The following is a 23,525-nucleotide window of genomic DNA, read 5'->3' on the forward strand; positions in this document are numbered from 1 at the left end:
GCCGCGCCGGCTTGCCGGAGCGATTGCAGAGCTAGTCGGAGCTGCCGTCCGTCAGCTGTACGAGGTCTTCGGGCAAGAGCTCGATTACCGTTTCGCCATCCGCGGCGATGGTTTTGGGATCGACGGTGACCGTGAAGTCGCGTTGGTAGGTGCGGTCTCGGTTTATGGCAACCGCCGTATATTGGCCCTCCGGCAGCACGATCGAGGCATGAGCGACGACCTCGTCAAAGACCACGCGGTCGCTTTCCGTCATGGCGATCTTCCACTGGGTGTCCGCTATGGCCTCGCCGCCCGGTTCCCGCACCAGCTTCAGCGTCACCTGGGCGGCTCGATGCTCGACCGTCGCCTCGGTTAGCTGGCCAGCTTCGACCCGGATATCGGAACGGATGGTGGCGATGGGGCCGTAGTTGGAGATGACGTGATATGTGCCGGCATTGAGCCGCACCACCGCATCCGGCTTCACGTTCGGGACGATCAGCTGGCCCTCGCTGCTAGGTGCGTCCTTGGCTTCGTAGATGGAAAAGCGCAGTTGGTTGGGGTCGATCGGGATGTCGCCCGGAAGCACGGCATCCAGCTTGAGCCCTCCGGCATCGAGCACCAGGCGCTCGCGCATGCTTTCGCGGCCGAGCCGGATGCGCTTCGTGACACCCGCGCGGCCATAGGCCGCGTGCACGAGGTAGCTTCCCGGCGCGAGCTTGAAGGAGCTGGTCCCGCCGCGCGCGCTCGCCACCAGCGGCAGTTTCCCGTCAGGGCCGGGTTCCGGGGCAAAGATGCGCCATGTCAGTCCAGCGGGAAGCTCAGGCGAGTCCTCCGTCAGCTTTGCCGCCAGCACCAGCTCCGCCTCCGCGGCAAGGGCGAGGGGCCCTTGGGTTCGCGGGGAGGCATACTCGGTGATGCCTTGCAGCCGCAGGCCGTCCAATGCGGGATTTTGCTCCTGGGCGATGGCCGCTCCCGAGACTGCGGCAACTAGAGGGATGAATATGAATCGTCTGACCACCAACCACATGCCTTGCCTTGAAGCCCAGACCGGTGGCAATTTCAAGGCTCTACAACGACAGCGCCGTCGCTGCCATGAGCCGGTCGGCTGTTTCTTCCATACAGGAGCCTGTTCTTGAACACCGCTGTGATCGACCTTCTGCTTGCCCGCCGTTCCCCTCCGATCCATGAGCTGGCGCCGCCGGCCCCCTCTAGCGCCGAACTCGACACCATCCTGAAGGCCGCGTCTCGGGTGCCCGATCACGGGCAGCTGACGCCGTGGCGCTTCATCCTCTATCGCGGCGAGGCACGGGAAAGGGTGGGCCGGCTGCTGGCCGACCTTGCCGAGAAGCGCGAGGGGCCGCTCACCGAAGCGCGGCGTCAGCAGGAACTGACGCGCTTCTCCCGCGCGCCGCTGGTGATCGGCATCGTCTCCTGCCCGAGGGAGAGCATCAAGGTCCCGCAATGGGAGATGTTCCTGTCCGGCGGCATGGTGGCCATGAACCTGATTATCGCCGCCAATGCGCTGGGCTACCAGACCAACATCATCACCAACTGGTACTCGGACGTAGAGGAAGGACGGCGCATCCTGGGCCTTGCACCGGAAGAGCGGGTCGTGGGCTTCGTGCATATCGGCAGACATCCAGGCGGCACGCCGGACCGGCCGCGGCCGGATGTGAAGAGCCTCGTCAGCGACTATGCCGGCCCGTGGGAGGGTTGAGCGCCATGTTCTACCAGCCGCGCCAGGGGCATGGTCTGCCGCACGACCCTTTCAAGGCGATCGTGGCGCCGCGTCCGATCGGCTGGATATCGACGCGGCAGCCGGACGGGAGCACCAATCTCGCGCCCTATTCCTTTTTCAATGCGCTGTCCTCCAATCCGCATCTCGTGTGCTTTTCATCCGAGGGCGAGAAGGACAGCGCGCGAGTCGCGCAGGAGACGCGCGAGTTCGTAGTGAACATCGTCGGGCTTGCTTTGGCGGAGAAGATGAACGAGACGGCCATCGACGCTCCGCCCGGCGTGAGCGAATTTGAGCTTGCCGGGATCACTGCTGCCGATTGTGAACTGGTCTCTTGTCCGCGCGTGATGGAAGCGCCTGCCGCGCTGGAATGCAAGGTTACCGAGATCCTCAAGCCGCGTGATATCGAAGGGAATCCGTCCCGCTCAATCGTCGTCATAGGCGAAGTGGTGGGCGTGCATATCCGAGACGATATGTTGAGCGGAGGTTTGTTCGATATCGCCAGGGCGCGGAATCTCGCGCGTCTCGGCTATATGGACTATACGGCGGTCGAGGAAATCTTCTCCATGCGCCGGCCGCGCTGGAAAGATCGCAAGTCAGGCTAATCCGGCCAGCCGCGCCCGCGCCAGGATGCGTTCGGCGCGGACGAGATGCGGCCGGTCGACCATTTCGCCGTCCACGCTTGCCACTCCGGAGCCCCCCGTTTCGCCGAAGGCGGCGACCACCCGCCGCGCATGATCGATCGCTTCTTCGGACGGTGTGAAGGCTGCATTGATGATGGGGACCTGCGCCGGATGAATCGCCATCTTTGCCGTGAACCCGTCGCGTTCGGCCTCGGCGCAATCCCGGCAAAAACCTTCCATGTCCCGGAAAGCGGGAAAGACCGTATCGATGGCCGGCACGTCCGCGGCGCCGGCCGCAAGCAGGGTAATGGAGCGGGCAAGGGAAAACGCGCCAGTGTAACGTCCAGCTTCGTCGCGCGTTGCGCGTGCGCCGATATCGGCCGAGAGGTCCTCCGCCCCCCAGGTGAGGCCGGAAAGCCGCTCCGTCGCGCCGGCAAAGGTGCCGGCCAGAAAGACGGCGCCGGCCGTTTCCGTGATGATGGGCAGGATGCGCGTGGCGCCATCCTCCAGGCCGTTTTCCGCCTCGTGGACCCGGAGCTTCGCTGACAGCACCGTCGCGTCCTTGCCGCCTTCCGCCTTCGGCAGCATGATGCCGTCCGGCCGAGCGGGCATCACGGCGGCAAGATCCTCGTCGGTGAGGCCGGTGCCAAGTGCGTTGACGCGTATGTAGAGAAGGGCAGGGCCTGCGCGCGTCGCGAGGAAGTCGGCAGCGATCTTCCGCGCCTCCGCTTTCCGCGAGGAGGCGACCGAGTCTTCAAGATCAAGGATCAGCGCATCGGCCCCCGCGTGAAGCGCCTTCTCAAGCTTCCTTTCCGAATCGGCCGGCACGAAGAGGAGCGAGCGCATCAAGCCGGCCTCTTCATGATCATTGCCTGGCGCAGGCAGCGGGCAACCAGCACGTCGTCCTGGTTATAGGCGCGGTGCTCAAACTCGACGATGCCGCGGTCGGGCTTCGAGCGGGATTCGCGCACGCTCTTCACTTCAGTTTCGACGCGGATCGTGTCGCCGTGAAAGAGCGGGTGCGGAAAGGTCGTTTCCGTCATGCCCAGATTGGCGACGGTCGTCCCAAGCGTCGTATCATGCACGGAAATGCCGATCATGAGGCCCAAGGTGAAAAGCGAGTTGACGAGCGGCCTGCCCCATTCCGACTTTGCGGCGAAATCGAAATCGATGTGAAGCGGCTGGGGATTGAGTGTCATCATCGAAAAGAGCACATTGTCGCTCTCAGTGATCGTCCGACGCAGCGCGTGCCTGACCACCTGTCCCGGTACGAATTCCTCCAGATAAAGACCCGCCATCTCCGCTCCTCCCGGCCTTTTCGCTATCTATGCGCCGCAGACCCGGCTCGCAAGCGCGCTTATGGTAAACGAATTCTATACGAAGGCGCGCTAGCTTGCGGCTCTCGGGGTATGGGGGCAGCACGTGGCAGTCATAGAATATTTCCTGAAGTGGATCGAAACGGCGAATGTTTCTCAACGCGCTGCCGCCGCGGAGGCGCTGGCGCGAGCCTATTTGCACAAGAACATATCCTTCGACGAGAGAATGGCGGCCGAGGCTGCTCTGACGCTGCTTCTGGACGACCCTTCGCCTCGGGTACGGCTTGCGCTCTCCGAGGCGCTGTCCCTCAGCCATCGCGCCCCGGTGCAGGTAGTGGCCGCGCTTGCGAACGATCAGGCCGAGATCGCGGCGCCCGTGCTGGTGCGCTCGCCGCTTCTGTCGGACGTGGACCTGAGGCAGCTGGTCGCCGCAGGCGAAGCAAGGACGCAGGTGCTGATTGCCTCCCGGCCACGCATCTCCATGGCGCTGTCGGCAGCGATCGCAGAGGTCGGAACGGCCGCCGCGTGCCTCGCGCTACTGCGCAACGGCGGCGCGCAGATCGCGGCTATCAGCTTCCGCCGCATCGTCGAGCGCCATGGCGCCCATCCAGAACTGCGCCATGCGCTGGCTACCGACCGCCGCTTGCCGCCAGATTGCCGGCATCTGCTCCTGGTGCAGGTAGGGGAGGCGCTTTCCTCGGCGCCGCTGGTCCGGGCGCTGATCGGGCCGGACCGCGCCGAAACGCTGACGCGGGAGGCCTGCGTATGGGCGTCGATCGGGCTGTTGGACGCTACAGACGGCAGCGAACATGCGGCGCTCGTCGAGCATCTACGGCTGCGCGGCGACCTCACATCCGCCTTCCTTGTACGCGCGGTCGCGCATGGAAAGGTCGACTTTCTGGCTGCGGCACTGATAGCGCTGACCGGCCAAAGCGAAGCGAGGGTGCGCGCCCTCCTCGCGCGCGGGCGCACGGGCGCCGTACTGGGGCTTCTGTCACGAGCCGGGCTCGCATCGGTCACGCACGGCCCCATTCTCGCGGCGCTGGCAATCTGGCGCGAGGTGGCCAATGGCAGGCAGGTTGCCGGCGTGCAGGAAGTCTCCTGGCATATGCTGCAGGCGCTCGAAGCCGAGCAGACGGGCCGGGAGAGCACCGGCGGGATCGCGCTTGCCGGCCTCCTCAGGCGGATACACCTTCAAGCGCTGCGCGAGAACGCCCGGCTGCAGGCATTGGCGCTGGCAGCCTAGATATCGATCTCCTCCACGAACTCGGCATTCTCTTGGATAAAGCGGAAGCGTGCCTCGGGCTTGGTGCCCATCAGCGCGTCAACGGCGCTGCTCGTCGCTTCGGCGCTGTCAATGATCTCCACACGGAGCAGCGCGCGGAAGCGCTTATCCATCGTCGTTTCCTTGAGCTGCGCGGGCATCATCTCGCCAAGACCCTTGAAGCGGCCGATCTCGACCTTGCCGCGGCCATTGAACTCCGTCTTGAGGAGCTCGTCCTTGTGGGCGTCGTCGCGCGCATACATGGTCTTGCCGCCCTGGCTGATGCGGTAGAGCGGCGGCACTGCAAGAAACAAATGGCCGTTGGCGATCAGCTGCGGCATTTCCTGGTAGAAGAAGGTGATGAGGAGCGAGGCGATGTGCGCTCCGTCCACATCCGCATCGGTCATGATGATCACGCGCTCGTAGCGCAGGTCCTCGTCCCGGTACTTTGAACGCGTGCCGCAGCCCAATGCCTGGACGAGATCGGCAATCTGCTGGTTGGCGGCGAGTTTCCCCGAGCCGGCGCTGGCGACGTTGAGGATCTTGCCGCGCAGAGGCAGTACGGCCTGGGTCGCGCGATCGCGCGCCTGCTTTGCCGAGCCGCCGGCCGAATCGCCCTCCACGATGAAGATTTCTGCGCCAGCCGCTGCCCCGACCGTGCAGTCCGCCAGCTTTCCTGGCAGGCGCAGCTTTTGCACCGCCGATTTCCGGCTGACTTCCTTCTCCTGACGGCGCTTCAGCCGCTCGTCGGCGCGCGCGATCACCCAATCGAGCAGCTTTGACGCTTCCGACGGATTGTCCGCCAGCCAGTGATCGAAGGGATCGCGCACGGCATTTTCGACGATCCGCATGGCGGCTGCGGTAGCCAGCTTATCCTTGGTTTGGCCGACGAATTCCGGCTCGCGCACGAAGACGGAAAGCATGCCGGCGGCCGAGATCATGACATCTTCGGCCGTAATGATGGATGCGCGCTTGTTGCCGGTGAGATCGGCATAGCCGCGCAGGCCTTTCAGAAGCGCCGTGCGGAAGCCGAGCTCGTGCGTGCCGCCTTCCGGCGTGGGGATGGTATTGCAGTAGGAATTGAGGAAGGCGTCGCCGCCATACCAGGTGACTGCCCATTCGACCGAGCCGTGGCCGCCCTGCTTCTCGCTGCGACCGGAAAACACCTCGCGGGTGACCTGGAACTCGCCTTCGATGGAGGCGGCGAGATAGTCCTTCAGCCCGCCGGGGAAATGGAAGGTCGCCTTCTCCGGCGTCTCGTCTTTTTCCTTGAGCAGAGACGGCGCGCAGTTCCAGCGGATTTCGACGCCGCCAAAGAGATAGGCTTTCGAGCGCGTCATGCGGTAGAGGCGGGCGGGCTCGAACTTTGCGCCCTCGCCAAAAATCTGCGGGTCCGGCTTGAAGCGCGTGCGCGTGCCGCGCCGGTTGTGCACCTCGCCGAGATTCTCGAGCGGCCCGAGCGGGTGCCCGCGCGAAAAACGCTGGCGATAGAGCTGACGCCCGCGCGCCACCTCGACCTCCAGCGATTCCGACAGCGCGTTGACGACCGAGACGCCGACGCCGTGCAGGCCGCCGGAGGTCTCATACACCTTGGAATCGAACTTGCCGCCCGAATGCAGCGTCGTCATGATGACTTCGAGAGCCGACTTGTTCTTGAATTTCGGGTGCGGATCGACAGGGATGCCGCGGCCATTGTCCGTGACGGTGAGGAAGCCGTCTTCAGACAGCTCGACATCGATGAAGGTGGCGTGGCCGGCAACGGCCTCGTCCATCGAGTTGTCGATCACCTCGGCGAAGAGATGGTGCAGCGCCTTGTCGTCCGTGCCGCCGATATACATGCCCGGCCGGCGGCGCACCGGCTCCAGCCCCTCCAGCACCTCGATGTCAGCGGCGCTGTAGCTCTCGCTGGCGTCGCGCGAGGGCGCGGGCTTGACCGCCCTGCGGGCAGTAATGATCGGGTCGGGCTGCTTGACGCGCTCGACATTGGCTGCGAATCCAGCAAAGAGGTCGTTGCTATCTTCCATCAAGGACTCTTTCCGTACCCACGAATCACCGGCAAGTTTGCCACGTCTTTCGCGGCAAAGCGAAGGCCGTTCCGGTTCTGTTCAAAAGAATGAGCGAGGTCATACAGGAAGAACCGGTGCTCGCCAACCCGAGATGATGCGGTGCGCTCCTTAACGGGAGCACACCGGTTTCGTTAACGGTCTTGTGGAGACGTCAGCTCGCCAGCGCTTCGATCGGGGGGCAAGCGCAAACGAGGTTGCGGTCACCAGCCACATTGTCGATGCGCGAGACCGGCGGCCAGTATTTTGCCGTCCAATCCATGCTGCCGGAAGGGAAGGCGGCCTCTGCGCGGGAATAAGGATGCACCCAGCTGTCGGCCATCAGCTCAGCTGCGGTATGCGGGGCGTTGACGAGAGGGTTGTCCTCCTTCGGCCATTCGCCTTTTTCCACGCGCTCGGCTTCCTTGGCGATGGAGATCATCGCGTCACAGAATCGGTCGATCTCGCTCTTTGGCTCGGATTCCGTCGGCTCTACCATCAGCGTGCCCGCCACCGGCCAGGACATGGTCGGCGCATGGAAACCGTAGTCGATGAGGCGCTTGGCGATGTCCTCAACCGAGATGCCCGCGCGCTCCTTGAACACTCGGGTGTCGAGGATGCATTCATGCGCGACGCGCTCGTTGCGGCCCTTGTAGAGCACGGGATAATGCGCCTCCAGCCGCTCGGCGATGTAGTTGGCGTTGAGGATCGCCATTTCTGTCGCGCGCTTCAAGCCGGAGGCACCCATCATGCGGATATACATCCAGGTGATGGGCAGGATCGAGGCGCTGCCGAAGGGGGCGGCGGCCACCGCATGGCTGGAGCCGATCTCCACATGGCCGGGGAGGTAGAGCTTGAGGTGTTCCTTGACGCCGATGGGGCCGATGCCAGGCCCGCCGCCGCCGTGCGGGATGCAAAAGGTCTTGTGCAGGTTCATGTGGCAGACATCGGCGCCGAGATCGCCGGGCCGTGCGAGGCCGACGAGTGCATTCAAGTTGGCGCCGTCAAGATAGACCTGCCCGCCATGCTCGTGGATGACCCCGCACATGTCGCGCACGCCTTCCTCGAACACGCCGTGCGTGGAGGGGTAGGTGATCATTAGGGCGGCAAGCCGGGGAGCATGCTCGGCGCCCTTGGCCTTCAAATCCTCCATGTCGATGTCGCCATCCTCCGTGCAGCGCACGACGACGACGCGCATGCCGGCCATGGCCGCGGATGCCGGGTTGGTGCCGTGGGCGGAGGAGGGGATGAGGCAGACGTCCCGGTGGCCTTCGCCGCGAGCGGCGAAAAAGCGGCGGATGGCAAGCAGCCCCGCATATTCGCCCTGGCTGCCGGCATTGGGCTGCAGTGAGACGGCATGGAAGCCGGTGATTTCCGCCAGCCAGCCCTCGAGTTCCGAAATCATGCGACGGTAGCCCTTGGTGTGGCTTTCCGGAGCAAAGGGGTGCAGGCCGTTCACCTCCAGCCAGCTGACCGGCATCATCTCGGCCGCCGCGTTGAGCTTCATGGTGCAGGAGCCGAGCGGGATCATGGCGCGGTCGAGCGCCAGGTCCTTGTCCGAGAGCCGGCGCAGGAAGCGCATCATCTCCGTCTCCGAGCGGTGCTCGTGGAAGACCGGTTGGGTGAGGAAGCGCTTGTCGCGCGGACCTGCAGGAGTGATCGACGGGGCTTCGGCAGGGACCGATACGTTGAAGAGGCTGGCGATGGCGTCGAGGTCGGCCTCGGTAGAAGTCTCGTCGAAGGCGATGCCGATGCGGTCGGCGTCGATGACACGCAGGATGCGGCCGCCCCTTTCCGCCTCGGCGGCGATCGCCTCGGCACGGCCAGGAATGGAAACCGTGACCGTGTCGAAAATCTTCTCGCCGGCGAGCTTCAGGCCAGCGGCCGTGAGGCCGGCATGGAGCCGGGTGGCAAGGTTGTGGACGTGGGAGGCGATGGCCTTGAGCCCTTCTGGCCCGTGCCAGATCGCATAGGCCGCCGCCATGTTGGCGAGCAGCGCCTGCGCGGTGCAGATGTTGGAGGTGGCCTTGTCGCGGCGGATGTGCTGCTCGCGCGTCTGGAGCGCAAGGCGGTAGCCCGGCCGGCCATGTGCGTCGACGGACTGGCCGACAAGACGGCCGGGCATCAGGCGCGTCAGCCGGTCGGAAACGGCGCAATAAGCAGCGTGCGGGCCGCCGAAGCCCATCGGAACGCCGAAGCGCTGCATGGGGCCGACGGCGATTTCCGCACCGAGCGCGGCGGGGCTTTCGCTCAGGAGCAGGCCGAGCGGGTCGGCCACGAAGATGACGATGATATCCTTTGCTTTCGCCTCGCGGATGAGCGCTGAATGGTCATCATAGACGCCGCACGTATCGGCCCAGGGAACGACGAGAGCGAAGGTGCTGTCGTCCAGCTCTCTGGTGGCGATCTCGATACCGAGCGGCTCGGCACGGGTGGCGACCACGTCGCGGGTTTGCGGGTTGAGTTCGCCCGCGAGCGCCAGCCTGTTTCGGCTGCTGCGGTGGTGGCGCCAAGCGATGCCGACAGCCTCGGCGACTGCGGAAGCTTCGTCCAGCAGCGAGGCAGAGGCAACAGGAAGCCCTGTCAGCTCCGTCACCAGGGTCTGGAAATGAAAAAGCATCTCCAGGCGGCCCTGGCTGATCTCCGCCTGATAGGGCGTGTAAGCCGTGTACCAAGCCGGGTTCTCGAACAGGTTCCGCTGGATGACGGGCGGCACATGGCAGCCGTGGTAGCCGGCGCCGATGAAGCTCTTAAGGACCTTGTTGTCGCGCATGTAGCTTTGCAGTTCGGAGAGGGCCTGCGCCTCGCTCGCAGGTTCCGGCAGGTTCAGCGGCCGGTCGAGGCGGATAGACTTCGGCACGGCCTGGCTGATCAGGGTTTCGAGCGAGGGCACGCCGAGGGCGGCGAGCATCGCCTTGGTGTCATTGCTGCCCGGACCGATGTGGCGGGCGGAAAAAGGTGCGGTCATGGGAAAACTCCTAGGCGATCGTCGCCTTGTACGCGGCTTCGTCCATAAGGCCGGAAAGCTGGCCCTCATCGGTAAGCTTCATCTTCCAGAGCCAGCCCTCGCCGGTCGGGGCGGTGTTGACGAGGGCGGGGTCGCTCTTCAGCGCCTCGTTGACTTCGGTAATCTCGCCATCGACCGGGGCATAGACGTCCGAAGCGGCCTTCACCGATTCCACCACGACGGCCGAATCTCCCTTCTTCACCGCCTTGCCGGCCTCGGGAAGCTCGACGAAGACAAGGTCGCCCAACTGTTCCTGGGCATAGTCGGTGATGCCCACCGTGGCCGTCCCGCCCTCGACGCGGATCCATTCATGGTCTGCCGTGAAATAGGTCTTGCTCATGTCGTCATCCTCTGCGGTAGCGGTGGGGCGAGAAGGGAAGGGGGTGCACGTTCATCGGGATGCGGTTTCCCCGCACCTCGGCGAAGAGTGGAGTTCCAACGGCGCTTGCGTCCTCGGCCACGTAGCCCATGGCGATCGGGTGGTTCACGGATGGTCCAAAGCCACCGGAGGTGACGCGGCCGACCGTTCGGCCGTCCTCCGTCATCAGAACGGCGCCGGCACGTACCGGCTGGCGGCCTTCGGGCTTCAGGCCGATGCGGGTTTCCCTAGGACCTTCAGCGAGGATGCGGCGCAGGGCATCGGCCCCGATGAATCGGCCCTGCTCGCGCAGCGGTTTTGGAATCGCCCAGAGGATGGCGGCCGAAGCCGGATCGGTGATCTCGTCCAGATCCTGGCCGTGCAGGCAGAGGCCGGCTTCGAGCCTGAGACTGTCACGGGCGGCAAGGCCGATCCACATGGCGCGCTCGTCGGCGAGGATCTTTTCGGCGAAGGTCCGCGCCTCGTCCGGCGGCAGCGCGATCTCGAAACCGTCCTCGCCCGTATAGCCGGAGCGGGAAGCAAACCAGTTTTCGCGCGGCTCGACTGCCGTCATGAAGGTGAGGTCGGAAAGATCGAGCCCCGCGCCGAGGAGCACGCTTTCGGCATCCGGCCCTTGGAGGGCCAGCAGGACACGTTTGAGCGGGGTGAAGCGGACGTCGAAATCCTCTGCGATCTTACGGAAATGCGCCTCGTCCTTGGCGGCATTGCCGGCATTCGCCACGACCATGAAGCGGTCGGGCCCGAGACGGGTGACGATCAGATCGTCGATGATGCCGGCAGCGTCGGTAAGCAGGACCGTGTACTTGGACTTGCCCTCGCCGAGGGCGGCCGCGTCGAGCGGGCAGGCGCGGGCGAGGAAGGCCGCAGCACCTGGACCGTCGACGGCGAAAAGCTGCATGTGGGAGATGTCAAAGAGGCCGGCTTTTTCCCGCGTGTGGATGTGTTCCTTCATCACCCCAGCAGGATAGGTCAGCGGCATGCGCCAGCCGGCGAAGGCGCCGAAGCGCGCACCGGCTTCCTCATGCATGGCCTCGAGGGGGAGGTGTTTCTCGCTCATCATTCCTCCAAAGTTGCACGCACGCCGCTTGCGCGACGTGTCCGTGCCCCTCTGTCGGAAGCCTGAGAGACTCGCGCCGCCGGAACCCTGTCGGCAACGCTTACACCTTCGGCGCGGGGGCGAAGCCCCGACTTTCCAGAGTGTCTAACCCATCCGCGGTTCTTTTGCCTGAGAGATTTCGGGCGATTTCCCCTTCGGCGGCAACTTGTGCTGCTCTCTCCCACGGACGGGCAGGGCTTGGCCCTCGACAACTCCATACCTAGCGCAGCCAGGCAGGCTTGTCACGTGCAGCCTTTGCTCTCCACAAGCTATGCATCATCGCATCGGCCAGCGCCGGAAGACGGCGCGAGCCACCATTCAAGCCGATCCGCCGCGCGCATCGCCCTCCGCACGGCGGCGTCGAAGGCCTGAAGGAAGGCGCTGCGGTCCTTTTGTGAAAAGCCAGGGTTGAAACCTTTGATCTCACCCGATTCGCGCAGATCCTGCTTCAGATTGCGCATCGCGACATCCATGCCGATCGTTTCGCGGGTGAAAGTGCGGCCCGTGGGCCCGAGCACCTGCAGTTCTTTCTCCACGAGCCGCGCCGCCAGGGGCACATCTGCTGTGACGGCAATGTCGCCCTCCGTCGCGTGCTGGACGATCCAGTCGTCAGCCGCATCGGCTTTTCCAGGCACCACCACATGCCGCACCATTGGATCGCGCGAGGGCCGGAGGCCTCCATTGGAGACGAAGACGACGGGCAGGCCGTGGCGCTCGGCCACGCGGGTGACCTCGTCCTTTACCGGGCAGGCGTCGGCATCGACGTAGATGGTGGGCATGATTCCTCGGCGTTCTTGAAGAGCGTCGCAACAGTCCGCTAGGGGAGCTAGCTGCGCTCTGAGTCAAGTACCTGTCGCCAAATTGCTTGAGCAGGTCAATCCGAGTTCATAAAAAGGGCTTCAGGAGGGGAAAACGGCGCATGTTCAAAAAGATACTGATTGCCAACCGCGGCGAGATCGCGTGCCGCGTCATCAAGACGGCGCGGAAGATGGGCATCGCCACCGTCGCAATCTATTCCGAAGCCGACGCGGATGCGGTGCATGTGGACATGGCCGACGAGGCGGTGGCGATCGGCCCTGCGCCGGCCAGCCAGAGCTATCTCGCTGCCGACCGCATCATCGCCGCATGCAAGGAGACCGGCGCCGAGGCCGTGCATCCAGGCTATGGTTTCCTGTCCGAGAACGCGGATTTCTGCGAGCGGCTCGAAGCGGAAGGTATCGTCTTCATCGGCCCAAAGCCCAAGGCGATCCGCGCCATGGGCGACAAGATCACTTCCAAGAAGATCGCGGCTGAGGCCGGCGTTTCCACCGTACCCGGCCACATGGGCCTGATCGAGGATGCGGAGCATGCGACAAAGATTGCGGCCGAGATCGGGTATCCGGTAATGATCAAGGCTTCCGCTGGCGGCGGCGGTAAGGGCATGCGGATCGCCTGGAACGATGCGGAAGCGCGTGAAGGCTTCGAGCGCTCGCGCTCGGAGGCGGCATCCTCCTTCGGCGACGACCGCATTTTCATCGAGAAATTCATCGAAGAGCCGCGTCATATCGAGATACAGGTGCTGGCGGACGCTTTCGGTAACTGTGTTTATCTGGGCGAGCGCGAATGCTCCATCCAGCGCCGCAACCAGAAGATCGTCGAGGAGGCGCCTTCGCCCTTCCTTGACGAGGCGACGCGGAGCGCCATGGGGGAGCAGGCGGTGGCCCTGGCTAAGGCCGTGGACTACCAGAGCGCTGGCACTGTCGAGTTCATCGTCGACAGGAACCGCAACTTCTTCTTCCTTGAGATGAACACGCGCCTGCAGGTGGAGCACCCGGTCACGGAACTCGTTACCGGGCTCGATCTGGTCGAGCAGATGATCCGGATCGCAGCGGGCGAAAAGTTGGGGTTGGCGCAAGCCGATGTGAAATTCACCGGATGGGCCATCGAAAGCCGCATCTATGCCGAGGATCCCACTCGCAACTTCCTGCCCTCCATCGGTCGTCTCAAGCGATATCGTCCGCCGGAGGAGGGTCAGGGAGGCGATATCGTGGTGCGCAACGACACCGGCGTGGCCGAGGGGTCGGAGATATCCATGTTTTACGATCCGATGATCGCAAAACTCTGTACCTGGGCCCCGGACCGGATCAAGGCGATCAATGCCATGTCCGAGGCGCTCGATCGTTTTGTGCTCGACGGGATCGAGCACAACATTCCGTTCCTCTCCGCCCTGATGCGCCATCCGCGCTGGCGCGAAGGCCGGCTCTCGACCGGCTTCATCGCCGAGGAATATCCGGACGGGTTTTCCGTTTCCCCACCCGATGGGGAGGAGCGGATCCTCTTCTGCGCCGCAGCGCTTGCCGTAGAACTCGTGCGTGGCAAGCGGCTTGACCGTCTCCCGGGGCGCCTGGGGCCCCCCTCCGGCGACTTCAGGCGCGAGTGGGTGGTAAAGCTCCACGAGGACTATGTGGCAGTGCAGGTCGTGAGAGGCGCCGTCTCCGTCCCCCTGGAACTGGAACTCGCCGTTGAAGGAGCCGGCCCAGTGACGGTGGCTTCTTCCTGGCGGCCGGGCGAACCGATTTGGCAAGGGCAGATCAATGGCAATCCGGTTGCGATCCAGATTCGCCCTGTCCTCAACGGGGTCCGGCTTTCCCGCAAAGGGCGTGCCGCCACGCTTCATGTCCTGTCGCCGCGCGTGGCGGAACTGGACCGCCTGATGCCAGCCCGCAGGGTGGCAGATAGTTCTAAGAAGCTGCTCTGCCCGATGCCGGGGCTTGTCATCTCGATTGGTGTGAAGGAGGGGCAGGAGGTGAAGGCAGGCGAGGTGCTGGCCGTTGTGGAAGCGATGAAGATGGAAAACGTGCTGCGCGCCGAGCGCGACTGCACCATCGCCGCCGTCAACGCAGCGCCCGGGGACAGCCTCGCCGTTGACGCGGTCATCATGGAATTTGCTTAGCCGGACAGCCGATTCGGCTTGCGCATCGGCGCGGCAAACTACCTTTGCGCCTCGCCGAAGGTGGGTTCGGTTTCGGCCTCTTGCTCGGCTCTGGGCTCTTCCGGTCCGGGTTCGCGCATCTCGGTCTGTCCTGCCGCCGCAAGTGCGCGCGAGAAATCTCCCTTCCGCGCTACCTCTACCCGTTCCAGCCCCAGCCACGAAGCCATGATCTCGAGCGCCCTCCAGAGCTCTTCCGCCGTTTCCGGCGGCGCGCCGGGTTCGGAGTGGGCGGCCTGCACGCGCAGTGCACCAATCTGGCGGTCGGCCTTCAGATCGACGCGGGCGACGATCCTTTCGCCAAGCAGGAACGGATAGACATAGTAGCCGTAGACCCGCTTGTGAGCGGGCGTATAGATCTCGATGCGGTAGTGGAAATCAAACAGCCGCTCGGTGCGCGAGCGCTCCCAGATCAGCGGGTCGAAGGGTGCGAGAAGCGCCCGCGCCTCCACTCTCCGTGGCATGCGGGCATCGCGATGCATGTAGGCCTTCTGCGGCCAGCCTTTCACTGCGACTGGGAGGAGAACGCCGTTCTCCACCAGTTCGTCGATGCGCGGATAGGCGTCCTCGGGCGACAGACGGAAATAGTCGCGCAGATCGCTTGGCGTCGCCACGCCAAGCGCCCGGGCGGAAATCTCGATGAGCGCGCGCTGCGCATCTTCGGGTGAGGGGGTCGGTGCGGCAACGATAGCGGGCGGCAGCACGCGTTCGGGAAGGTCGTACAGGCGTTCGAAGCTCGGCCGACGGGAATGGGTCGTCACCAGGCCCGCCCAGAACAGCCATTCGAGCGCGCGCTTGGCGTCGCTCCACTGCCACCAGCCCGTAGTGCCCTTGTGACCGTCTATGTCGGAGGCGCCTAGGGGACCTCGCGCCGCCACCTCCGCGAGCACTTGGTCGATAAAGGCGCGCTGCTCGCGGCCGAAACGAGCAAGTCCGCCATAGATGCCGCTCCCTTCTTGAGCACGGGCCATACGCCAGCGCAGGAGCGGCTGCGTTTCGACCGGCAAAAGCGAGGCCTCATGCGCCCAATACTCGAACAGCGAGCGCGGCTTTCGCGAGGAGGCGCGGTCGAGAAGCCCGGCATGATAAGGGCCGAGCCGGGAAAAGAGCGGCATGTAGTGGGCGCGCACCGCCACATTGACCGAGTCGATTTGAAAAAGGCCGGTGCGGGCAAGGACGCGACCGAGATGGCGCCGCTCCACCGAGCCATCTGGCGCCCGGTCCGCAAAGCCTTGCGCAGCGAGGGCAATTCGCCGCACTTCTTTCAGCGTCAGCCTTTCCTTTGCCCTCATTGCTTGCTCCAGCTCCGGGAATCCGCGGGGAAATTAAGCGTTTGGCGCGCGCAGCACCACCCGTTTGCAGGATATCGGGTACACCATCCTGACAAAATTTCGCTCCGGCGGCGCAGGGGCGCTTCAAATCGCGCCGAAACGACCTAGATGAGGCCTAGCCGCTGGAACGCGTGGCGGACGCCGCGGTCTTACCTCGAAAGCAGATGCCGGGTCGCGCTTGCCCGATTCTTGCCAAGATGGCTTGCGTCACCCGACCGCCTGCGCTAACCCTCGCCGCGTTGCAACATGGGCTTGCCTCGCTGCCGGTCTCGCCAGCCAGCGTAATTGCAATGCGCCCAGTACGGAGCCTGCCGGCCAGGCAACGGAAGTTGGAAAATGAACGATCTCTTGAGTTCGTATCTACCCATCATCATCTTCATCGGGGTGGCGCTGGGGCTCTGCCTCGTGCTGATCGCCGCGCCTTTCGTCGTGGCGTTCAGGAATCCCGATCCGGAGAAGCTCTCGGCCTATGAATGCGGCTTCAACGCGTTCGACGACGCGCGCATGAAGTTCGACGTGCGCTTCTACCTCGTCTCGATCCTGTTCATCATCTTCGATCTGGAGGTGGCGTTCCTGTTTCCCTGGGCCGTTTCCTTTGGCGAGATTGGATGGTTCGGCTTTTGGTCGATGATGATCTTCCTGGGCGTGTTGACGGTTGGCTTCATCTACGAATGGAAAAAGGGAGCGCTGGAATGGGATTGAACCAGACCCTCGTTGCGCAACAACCCCGCGGCATCATCGACCCGAATACCGGCAAGCCGGTGGGCGCGAATGATCCGTTTTTTAACGACATCAACGAAGAGCTCACCGACAAGGGTTTTCTCGTCACTTCATCCGAGGCGCTGGTCACCTGGGCCCGCACCGGCTCGCTTATGTGGATGACCTTCGGCCTCGCCTGCTGCGCGGTGGAGATGATGCACATGTCCATGCCGCGCTATGACGCAGAGCGTTTCGGCATCGCGCCGCGGGCGAGCCCACGCCAATCGGACGTGATGATCGTCGCCGGCACGCTAACGAACAAAATGGCGCCGGCGCTGCGCAAGGTCTATGACCAGATGCCGGAGCCGCGCTACGTCATCTCCATGGGCTCCTGCGCAAATGGCGGCGGCTATTACCATTATTCCTACTCGGTGGTACGCGGCTGCGACCGCATCGTGCCGATCGACATCTATGTGCCCGGCTGCCCGCCCAGTGCGGAAGCGCTGCTCTACGGCATTCTTCTCCTGCAGAAGAAGATCCGCCGCACGGGTACGATAGAGCGCTAGGAGGCACAATGAGCGAAGCGCTGCGGGACCTTGCAGGATACATCAAGGAGAAGCTGGACGGGCGGGTTCAGGACTGGGCGGTCGCCTATGGCGAACTGACCCTCTTCGTGGAGCCGGGCGACATCATCGATGTGCTCACTTTCCTCAAGACGGATGTGCAGTGCCAGTTCTTCGCCTTCGTCGACATCTGCGGCGTGGACTATCCCGCACGCGAGAAACGCTTCGAGGTCGTCTATCATCTCCTCTCGCCGCGGCAGAACCAGCGCATCCGCGTAAAGGTCTCGACCGACGAAGAGACGCCGATCCCTTCCGTCATCGAAGTGTTCCCGGCGGCGAACTGGTACGAGCGCGAGGTCTACGATCTCTACGGCGTGCTCTTCACCGACCACCCGGACCTGCGCCGCATCCTGACGGACTATGGTTTCGAGGGGCATCCGCTGCGAAAGGACTTTCCGCTGACCGGCTTCGTCGAGGTCCGCTACGACGATGAGGCGAAGCGCGTGATTTACGAGCCTGTCGAACTCCGCCAGGAGTTCAGGAATTTCGATTTCCTTTCACCTTGGGAGGGGACGGAGTACGTCCTGCCCGGGGATGAGAAGGCGAAGCAGTGATCTGGAAGGTGTCGCGTGGCTGAAGCTACCGTCCGCAACTTCAACATCAATTTCGGCCCGCAGCATCCGGCTGCGCACGGCGTGCTGCGCCTCGTGCTGGAACTCGACGGCGAGATTGTCGAGCGGGTCGATCCGCATATCGGCCTGCTTCACCGCGGCACCGAGAAGTTGATCGAATACAAGACCTACCTGCAGGCGCTGCCCTATTTCGACCGGCTCGACTATGTCGCGCCGATGAATCAGGAGCATGCCTGGGCCTTGGCGATCGAGCGGCTGCTCGGCATCGAAGTGCCGATCCGCGGCCAGCTGATCCGCGTGCTCTATTCCGAGATCAGCCGCATCCTGAACCATCTCCTGAATGTCACCACCCAGGCGATGGATGTCGGCGCGCTAACGCCGCCCCTCTGGGGCTTCGAAGAGCGCGAGAAGCTAATGGTTTTTTACGAGCGCGCGTCCGGCGCACGCATGCATGCGGCCTATTTCCGGCCCGGGGGCGTCCATCAGGACCTGCCCGAGAAACTGGTCGAGGATATCGGCAGGTGGATCGATCCTTTCCACAAGACGCTGAATGATCTGGACGAGCTCCTGACGGAGAACCGCATCTTCAAGCAGCGCAATGTCGATATCGGCGTGGTCAGCCTTGAGGACGCCTGGGCCTGGGGCTTTTCCGGTGTGATGGTGCGCGGTTCGGGCGCCGCTTGGGACCTGCGCAAGAGCCAGCCCTACGAATGCTATCCGGAGATGGATTTCGATATCCCGGTCGGCAAGAATGGCGACAATTACGACCGTTACTTGATCCGCATGGAAGAGATGCGCCAGTCGGCGAAGATCATGCGGCAATGCGTGGAGCGCCTGCTCGGTAAGGATCGCGTCGGACCGTTCGCAAACCAGGACGGCAAGGTGGTCCCGCCGAAGCGCGGCGCGATGAAGCGCTCGATGGAAGCGCTCATCCATCACTTCAAGCTCTACACGGAAGGCTTCCACGTGCCGGCTGGCGAGGTTTACGCCGCCGTAGAGGCGCCGAAGGGCGAGTTCGGCGTCTATCTCGTCGCCGACGGTACAAACAAGCCCTACCGCTGCAAGCTGCGAGCGCCGGGCTTTGCGCATTTGCAGGCTATGGATTTTCTCTGCCGCGGTCACCTGCTCGCCGACGTCGCCGCCGTCCTGGGCAGTCTCGACATCGTGTTTGGTGAGGTAGACAGATAATGGCAGTCCGCCGTCTCGCAGACGAAGCCGTCCAGCCTCGGGGCTTTGCCTTCACGGCCGAGAACGAGGCATGGGCGCATCAGACGATCCGGAAATATCCGCCGGGACGCCAGCATTCGGCGGTCATCCCGCTCTTGATGCGCGCCCAGGAGCAGGAAGGCTGGGTCACCCGTGCGGCCATCGAATATGTGGCGAAGATGCTCGACATGGCGCTGATCCGCGTCCTCGAGGTGGCTACTTTCTATACGCAATTCCAGCTGGCGCCCGTCGGCACGCGCGCTCATGTACAGGTCTGCGGCACCACCCCCTGCATGCTCAGGGGGGCGGGCGAGCTGATCGAGGTTTGCAAGAAGAAGATCCACCCGGAGCAGTTCCACACCAATGAGGCGGGCACGCTCTCCTGGGAAGAAGTGGAATGTCAGGGCGCCTGCGTGAACGCGCCCATGATCATGATCTTCAAGGACACTTATGAGGATCTGACGCCGGAGCGGCTCGAACAGATCATCGACGCTTTCGAAGCGGGCAGGGGGCACGAGGTCAAACCCGGCCCGCAGATCGATCGCTTCAATTCGGCTCCCGCCTCCGGCTTCACCACGCTTACCGACGAGAGCGTGGTCATCAAGTTCCCGCAAACCGAGGAGAAGGTGGGTCGCCGGGGCAAGGCGGAGGCGCCAGGTGTTGCCGTCCCGCCGACGCGTGCGGGCCGGCCGGTGACGGATGCGCTGGAAACCGATCCCGCGATCAAGTCGCCATCGCCGGTGAAGGCGCGCCAGAGGGGGGAGAAGGCCGAAAGCGTCGCCCCGCCGCAGGAGGATGCAATCCAGGCGGATCGCGTGGCCGAGGAGGCCGAAGTCGCTTCGCGCACCCGCCACCACAGCGACAAGCCGCGCGAGGAATCGCCGTCCCTGCGCGCCGCGGAATTGAAGAAGCAGCGAGCGGCGCCGGGGATGGATCTCGGGCCAGAATCGCCCGAAAGGGAGAAGACCGTCGAGCCGGTTGCCGAGGGTGGAAAGCGCGCCCCGCAAGGGATCGAACGCCCCGCCCAGCCCGACGACCTGCAGATGATCGCCGGCATCGGCCCGCGCGTCGAGGCGGTCCTGCATAGCCTGGGTGTGTACACCTTCGCCCAGATTGCCGCATGGGGGCCTGCTGAACGCGCATGGGTGAATTCCCATCTGCGGTTCAACGGCCGCATCGAGCGTGAGGATTGGGTCCGCCAAGCGGAAGTGCTCGCCCGGGGCGGCGCCGAAGAATATGAGCGCGTCTTCGGCAGGAAGCCGCGCTAGGAGAAATAGATGCTTCAGGACAAAGACCGCATCTTCACGAATATCTACGGACGCTTTGACCTCTCGCTCAAGGGCGCGATGGCGCGCGGCCACTGGGACGGCACGAAAGCGATCATCGAGAAGGGTCGGGACTGGATCATCAGCGAGATGAAGGCGTCCGGCCTGCGTGGGCGCGGCGGGGCGGGCTTCCCGACCGGCCTGAAGTGGTCCTTCATGCCCAAGGAGCCGGGCGACAGGCCGCATTACCTCGTCGTCAACGCCGATGAATCGGAGCCCGGCACCTGCAAGGACCGCGACATCCTGCGCCACGATCCGCACACACTGGTGGAAGGGTGCCTGATCGCCGGCTTCGCCATGGGCGCGCATGCGGCCTATATCTATGTGCGCGGCGAGTTCATCCGTGAGCGCGAGGCGTTGCAGACGGCGATCGACGAAGCCTATGCCGCCGGCCTGCTCGGGAAGAACAACAAGAACGGCTGGGACATGGACGTGTTCGTCCATCACGGCGCCGGCGCCTATATCTGCGGCGAGGAGACGGCGCTGCTCGAAAGCCTGGAAGGCAAGAAGGGTCAGCCGCGGCTAAAGCCCCCATTTCCAGCCAATATGGGCCTCTATGGCTGCCCGACCACGGTGAACAATGTGGAGAGTATCGCCGTGGCTCCGACCATCCTGCGCCGGGGTGCGGCCTGGTTCTCCTCCTTCGGGCGGCCGAACAATGCGGGGACGAAGCTTTTCTGCATCTCCGGCCACGTGAACAACCCCTGCACCGTGGAAGAGGAGATGTCGATCCCCTTCCGCGAGCTGATCGAGCGCCATTGCGGCGGCGTGCGCGGCGGGTGGGACAATCTGCTAGCGGTCATTCCAGGCGGCTCCTCCGTGCCGCTGGTCCCGGCCGAGCAGATAATGGACGTGCCCATGGACTTCGACTCCCTCCGCGACCTGAAGTCGGGCCTCGGCACGGCGGCGGTGATCGTCATGGACAAGTCCATCGACATCGTGAAGGCGATCGCCCGGCTCTCTTATTTCTACAAGCACGAGAGCTGCGGCCAGTGCACGCCTTGCCGCGAGGGCACTGGCTGGATGTGGCGCGTGATGGAGCGGCTGGTGCGCGGCGAAGCGCAAAAGCACGAGATCGACATGCTGCTGGACGTGACCAAGCAGGTGGAAGGGCACACGATCTGCGCCTTGGGCGATGCGGCGGCGTGGCCGATCCAGGGCCTGATCCGGCATTTCCGGCCGGAGATCGAGCGGCGCATCGACGAATTTACCCGCAACGCGCATAGGGCGGAGCCCGCGCTTGTGGCGGCCGAATAAGCAGGCGGTGAGCGGATCATGGCAAAGCTGAAAATCGACGGCATTGAGGTCGAGGTTCCCGATCACTACACGCTGCTGCAGGCTGCCGAAGAGGTGGGCGCGGTGATTCCGCGCTTCTGCTTCCACGAGCGGTTGTCCGTGGCCGGCAATTGCCGCATGTGTCTGGTCGAGGTGAAAGGCGGGCCGCCGAAGCCGCAGGCCTCCTGCGCCATGGGCGTGCGCGACCTGCGCCCCGGACCCAATGGCGAGCTGCCGGAAGTCTTCACCAAGACGCCCATGGTGAAGAAGGCGCGCGAAGGCGTGATGGAGTTCCTGCTTATCAACCATCCGCTGGACTGCCCGATCTGCGACCAGGGCGGCGAGTGCGACCTGCAAGACCAGGCCATGGCCTTCGGCGTGGATTCCTCGCGTTTCCACGAAAACAAGCGTGCCGTCGAGGACAAGTATATCGGCCCCCTCGTCAAGACGATCATGACGCGCTGCATCCACTGCACGCGCTGTGTTCGCTTCACGACGGAAGTGGCTGGAATCTCTGAACTTGGCGCCACCGGCCGCGGCGAGGACATGGAGATCACCACCTATTTGGAGCGGGCGATGACGTCCGAGCTTCAGGGCAATGTGATCGACCTTTGCCCCGTCGGCGCCCTGACCTCCAAGCCCTACGCCTTCCAGGCACGGCCCTGGGAACTCGGCAAGACGCAGTCCATCGACGTGATGGACGCGGTCGGCTCGGCCATCCGTGTCGATACGCGCGGCCGCGAAGTGATGCGCATCCTGCCGATCGTCAACGAGGCTGTGAACGAGGAGTGGATTTCCGACAAGACCCGCTTCGTCTGGGACGGTCTTAGGACTCAGCGCCTCGACCGGCCGTATGTGCGCAAGGGCGGCCGCTTGCAGCCGGCGAGCTGGACCGAAGCGTTTCAGGCCATTGCGGCCGCGGTGAAGAATACCTCACCCGAAAAGATTGGCGCGATCGCCGGCGATCTCGCCAGCGTGGAAGAGATGTATGCGCTGAAGAAGCTCATGCAGTCGCTCGGCTCGACCAATATCGACTGCCGGCAGGACGGGACGGCGCTCGATCCGGCGCTGGGCCGCGCGAGCTACATCTTTAACCCGACCATCGAGGGCATCGAGCAGGCGGACGCGCTGCTCATCATCGGCGCCAACCCGCGCATCGAGGCGGCGGTTTTGAACGCCCGCATCCGCAAGCGCTGGCGCATGGGCGCCTTCCCGATCAGCGTCATCGGCGAAGGCGGCGAGATGCGCTACGACCATACGCATCTGGGCACCGGAACCGAGACCCTGGCCGAGTTGGCCGAGGGTAGGGGCACCTTCCTTTCCGTGCTGAGGAACGCGCAGCGGCCCATGGTGATCGTAGGGCAGGGGGCGCTGGCGCGCGCGGATGGCCGGGCGGTGCTCGGCCGTGCAGCCAAGGTTGCCCATGCCATCGGCGCGGTGACGGCCGAGTGGAACGGCTTTGCCGTGCTGCACACGGCCGCCAGCCGCGTGGGCGGCCTAGATCTCGGTTTCGTGCCTGGCGAGGGCGGCAAGGACGTGGCCGGCATGATGGGCGCAATGGACGTGCTCTTCCTGCTCGGCGCCGACGAGCTCGACATGAACCGGATCGGCAGCGCCTTCACGGTCTATATCGGCACCCATGGTGATGCCGGCGCGCATCGCGCGGACGTGATCCTGCCGGGAGCGGCCTATACCGAGAAATCCGCCACCTACGTGAACACGGAAGGGCGCGTGCAGATGACCAACCGCGCCGGCTTCGCCCCGGGCGATGCCCGCGAGGACTGGGCGATCCTGCGCGCTCTGTCGGATGTGCTCGGCCACAAGCTGCCCTTCGATTCGCTCCAGCAACTGCGCGCGATGCTCTACGCCGAGCATCCGCACTTCGCCGCTCTCGACAGCATCGAGCCGGGTATTGCCGGCCACGTCCTTGGGCTTGCCGATCTGGGGGGTACGCTTGATCCGGCGCCGTTCCTGTCGCCGATCAAGGATTTTTATCTGACAAACCCGATCGCCCGCGCATCCGCCATCATGGCGGAATGCTCGGCGCTGGCGCGGGGCGAATTGAAACAGGCGGCTGAGTAGAGG

Annotated in this window: 20 protein-coding genes and 1 riboswitch; of the genes, 11 read left to right on the plus strand and 9 right to left on the minus strand. The window is 64.3% G+C overall.

The window, feature by feature from the left end; translation table 11 throughout:
* Positions 1-31: 31 nt before the first annotated feature.
* On the minus strand, positions 32-1,006 hold the full coding sequence (locus tag RIN79_RS11810; RefSeq protein WP_309084859.1) for a hypothetical protein: 975 nt from the start codon (positions 1,004-1,006) through the stop codon (positions 32-34).
* Positions 1,007-1,111: 105 nt separating this feature from the next.
* On the opposite strand from RIN79_RS11810, the gene RIN79_RS11815 reads away from it, so the two are divergent.
* Both RIN79_RS11815 and RIN79_RS11820 read left to right on the plus strand, forming a co-directional pair.
* Positions 1,112-1,696 carry a nitroreductase gene (locus tag RIN79_RS11815; RefSeq protein WP_309084860.1) on the plus strand — a complete coding sequence of 195 codons (585 nt, stop codon included), beginning with the start codon at positions 1,112-1,114 and terminating at the stop codon, positions 1,694-1,696.
* Between the two features lie 5 nt (positions 1,697-1,701).
* The gene (locus tag RIN79_RS11820; protein ID WP_309084861.1) at positions 1,702-2,319 is read left to right on the plus strand and encodes a flavin reductase family protein; all 618 of its coding nucleotides are present in this window, start codon (positions 1,702-1,704) and stop codon (positions 2,317-2,319) included.
* Here RIN79_RS11820 and RIN79_RS11825 read toward each other — a convergent pair.
* Together RIN79_RS11825 and RIN79_RS11830 are read right to left on the minus strand one after the other, a co-directional pair.
* On the minus strand, positions 2,311-3,183 hold the full coding sequence (locus RIN79_RS11825; protein WP_309084933.1) for a CoA ester lyase: 873 nt from the start codon (positions 3,181-3,183) through the stop codon (positions 2,311-2,313). The genes RIN79_RS11820 and RIN79_RS11825 overlap by 9 nt on opposite strands.
* Positions 3,183-3,635, minus strand: coding sequence for a MaoC family dehydratase (locus tag RIN79_RS11830; RefSeq protein ID WP_309084862.1), 453 nt, complete (start codon positions 3,633-3,635; stop codon positions 3,183-3,185). The genes RIN79_RS11825 and RIN79_RS11830 overlap by 1 nt, the downstream gene beginning before the upstream one ends.
* A 124-nt stretch (positions 3,636-3,759) precedes the next feature.
* Between RIN79_RS11830 and RIN79_RS11835 the strand changes: the two genes are divergently transcribed.
* A complete protein-coding gene (locus tag RIN79_RS11835; RefSeq protein ID WP_309084863.1) occupies positions 3,760-4,899 on the plus strand; it encodes a DUF2336 domain-containing protein in 1,140 nt (379 codons plus the stop codon).
* Here RIN79_RS11835 and parE read toward each other — a convergent pair.
* The 5 genes from parE to RIN79_RS11860 form a co-directional block, all read right to left on the minus strand.
* Entirely contained in the window at positions 4,896-6,941 is a 2,046-nt protein-coding gene (gene parE, locus RIN79_RS11840; protein ID WP_309084864.1) for a DNA topoisomerase IV subunit B, read from the minus strand. The two genes, RIN79_RS11835 and parE, sit on opposite strands and share 4 nt — an antisense overlap.
* Positions 6,942-7,134: 193 nt before the next feature.
* Positions 7,135-9,927: an aminomethyl-transferring glycine dehydrogenase gene (gene gcvP / locus RIN79_RS11845; RefSeq protein WP_309084865.1), complete on the minus strand. Its 2,793-nt coding sequence runs from the start codon at positions 9,925-9,927 to the stop codon at positions 7,135-7,137.
* 10 nt (positions 9,928-9,937) lie between these two features.
* Entirely contained in the window at positions 9,938-10,306 is a 369-nt protein-coding gene (gene gcvH / locus RIN79_RS11850; protein WP_309084866.1) for a glycine cleavage system protein GcvH, read from the minus strand.
* A 4-nt stretch (positions 10,307-10,310) separates the two neighbouring features.
* Positions 10,311-11,405 (minus strand): glycine cleavage system aminomethyltransferase GcvT, encoded by a 1,095-nt coding sequence (gene gcvT, locus RIN79_RS11855; RefSeq protein ID WP_375165924.1) that lies wholly within the window; start codon positions 11,403-11,405, stop codon positions 10,311-10,313.
* A 143-nt stretch (positions 11,406-11,548) separates the two neighbouring features.
* Positions 11,549-11,635, minus strand: a riboswitch (glycine riboswitch).
* Between the two features lie 75 nt (positions 11,636-11,710).
* Positions 11,711-12,220, minus strand: coding sequence for a YaiI/YqxD family protein (locus tag RIN79_RS11860; protein ID WP_309084868.1), 510 nt, complete (start codon positions 12,218-12,220; stop codon positions 11,711-11,713).
* A gap of 140 nt (positions 12,221-12,360) precedes the next feature.
* On the opposite strand from RIN79_RS11860, the gene RIN79_RS11865 reads away from it, so the two are divergent.
* Positions 12,361-14,373: an acetyl/propionyl/methylcrotonyl-CoA carboxylase subunit alpha gene (locus RIN79_RS11865; RefSeq protein ID WP_309084869.1), complete on the plus strand. Its 2,013-nt coding sequence runs from the start codon at positions 12,361-12,363 to the stop codon at positions 14,371-14,373.
* A gap of 38 nt (positions 14,374-14,411) precedes the next feature.
* Here the strand turns inward: RIN79_RS11865 and RIN79_RS11870 are convergent, their stop codons facing one another.
* Positions 14,412-15,701 (minus strand): winged helix-turn-helix domain-containing protein, encoded by a 1,290-nt coding sequence (locus tag RIN79_RS11870; protein ID WP_309084870.1) that lies wholly within the window; start codon positions 15,699-15,701, stop codon positions 14,412-14,414.
* 375 nt (positions 15,702-16,076) lie between these two features.
* Between RIN79_RS11870 and RIN79_RS11875 the strand changes: the two genes are divergently transcribed.
* The 7 genes from RIN79_RS11875 to nuoG are packed head-to-tail and all read left to right on the plus strand — an operon-like array spanning position 16,077 to position 23,522.
* Entirely contained in the window at positions 16,077-16,442 is a 366-nt protein-coding gene (locus RIN79_RS11875; RefSeq protein ID WP_309084871.1) for an NADH-quinone oxidoreductase subunit A, read from the plus strand.
* The gene (locus RIN79_RS11880; RefSeq protein WP_309084872.1) at positions 16,433-17,005 is read left to right on the plus strand and encodes an NADH-quinone oxidoreductase subunit B family protein; all 573 of its coding nucleotides are present in this window, start codon (positions 16,433-16,435) and stop codon (positions 17,003-17,005) included. The genes RIN79_RS11875 and RIN79_RS11880 overlap by 10 nt, the downstream gene beginning before the upstream one ends.
* Positions 17,006-17,013: 8 nt before the next feature.
* On the plus strand, positions 17,014-17,616 hold the full coding sequence (locus RIN79_RS11885) for an NADH-quinone oxidoreductase subunit C (RefSeq protein ID WP_309084873.1): 603 nt from the start codon (positions 17,014-17,016) through the stop codon (positions 17,614-17,616).
* A gap of 15 nt (positions 17,617-17,631) precedes the next feature.
* The gene (locus RIN79_RS11890; RefSeq protein WP_309084874.1) at positions 17,632-18,822 is read left to right on the plus strand and encodes an NADH-quinone oxidoreductase subunit D; all 1,191 of its coding nucleotides are present in this window, start codon (positions 17,632-17,634) and stop codon (positions 18,820-18,822) included.
* The gene (locus RIN79_RS11895; RefSeq protein WP_309084875.1) at positions 18,822-20,108 is read left to right on the plus strand and encodes an NADH-quinone oxidoreductase subunit E; all 1,287 of its coding nucleotides are present in this window, start codon (positions 18,822-18,824) and stop codon (positions 20,106-20,108) included. Before RIN79_RS11890 ends, RIN79_RS11895 begins: the two co-directional genes overlap by 1 nt.
* Positions 20,109-20,117: 9 nt before the next feature.
* The gene (nuoF, locus tag RIN79_RS11900; RefSeq protein WP_309084876.1) at positions 20,118-21,422 is read left to right on the plus strand and encodes an NADH-quinone oxidoreductase subunit NuoF; all 1,305 of its coding nucleotides are present in this window, start codon (positions 20,118-20,120) and stop codon (positions 21,420-21,422) included.
* Between the two features lie 18 nt (positions 21,423-21,440).
* On the plus strand, positions 21,441-23,522 hold the full coding sequence (nuoG, locus tag RIN79_RS11905) for an NADH-quinone oxidoreductase subunit NuoG (RefSeq protein WP_309084877.1): 2,082 nt from the start codon (positions 21,441-21,443) through the stop codon (positions 23,520-23,522).
* The last annotated feature ends 3 nt before the right edge of the window (positions 23,523-23,525 follow it).

It is taken from the genome of Chelativorans sp. (assembly GCF_031180965.1).
Lineage (GTDB): Bacteria > Pseudomonadota > Alphaproteobacteria > Rhizobiales > Rhizobiaceae > Chelativorans.

Bases quoted from the DNA above. Each gene is read 5' to 3' on its own strand.
- RIN79_RS11825 (WP_309084933.1), bottom strand. From the start codon at position 3,183: ATGCGCTCGCTCCTCTTCGTGCCGGCCGATTCGGAAAGGAAGCTTGAG.
- RIN79_RS11860 (WP_309084868.1), bottom strand. From the start codon at position 12,220: ATGCCCACCATCTACGTCGATGCCGACGCCTGCCCGGTAAAGGACGAG.
- RIN79_RS11895 (WP_309084875.1), top strand. From the start codon at position 18,822: ATGGCAGTCCGCCGTCTCGCAGACGAAGCCGTCCAGCCTCGGGGCTTT.
- parE (WP_309084864.1), bottom strand. From the start codon at position 6,941: ATGGAAGATAGCAACGACCTCTTTGCTGGATTCGCAGCCAATGTCGAG.
- RIN79_RS11875 (WP_309084871.1), top strand. From the start codon at position 16,077: ATGAACGATCTCTTGAGTTCGTATCTACCCATCATCATCTTCATCGGG.
- RIN79_RS11865 (WP_309084869.1), top strand. From the start codon at position 12,361: ATGTTCAAAAAGATACTGATTGCCAACCGCGGCGAGATCGCGTGCCGC.
- nuoF (WP_309084876.1), top strand. From the start codon at position 20,118: ATGCTTCAGGACAAAGACCGCATCTTCACGAATATCTACGGACGCTTT.
- RIN79_RS11810 (WP_309084859.1), bottom strand. From the start codon at position 1,006: ATGTGGTTGGTGGTCAGACGATTCATATTCATCCCTCTAGTTGCCGCA.
- RIN79_RS11880 (WP_309084872.1), top strand. From the start codon at position 16,433: ATGGGATTGAACCAGACCCTCGTTGCGCAACAACCCCGCGGCATCATC.
- RIN79_RS11885 (WP_309084873.1), top strand. From the start codon at position 17,014: ATGAGCGAAGCGCTGCGGGACCTTGCAGGATACATCAAGGAGAAGCTG.
- gcvT (WP_375165924.1), bottom strand. From the start codon at position 11,405: ATGATGAGCGAGAAACACCTCCCCCTCGAGGCCATGCATGAGGAAGCC.
- nuoG (WP_309084877.1), top strand. From the start codon at position 21,441: ATGGCAAAGCTGAAAATCGACGGCATTGAGGTCGAGGTTCCCGATCAC.
- gcvH (WP_309084866.1), bottom strand. From the start codon at position 10,306: ATGAGCAAGACCTATTTCACGGCAGACCATGAATGGATCCGCGTCGAG.
- RIN79_RS11830 (WP_309084862.1), bottom strand. From the start codon at position 3,635: ATGGCGGGTCTTTATCTGGAGGAATTCGTACCGGGACAGGTGGTCAGG.
- gcvP (WP_309084865.1), bottom strand. From the start codon at position 9,927: ATGACCGCACCTTTTTCCGCCCGCCACATCGGTCCGGGCAGCAATGAC.
- RIN79_RS11820 (WP_309084861.1), top strand. From the start codon at position 1,702: ATGTTCTACCAGCCGCGCCAGGGGCATGGTCTGCCGCACGACCCTTTC.
- RIN79_RS11870 (WP_309084870.1), bottom strand. From the start codon at position 15,701: ATGAGGGCAAAGGAAAGGCTGACGCTGAAAGAAGTGCGGCGAATTGCC.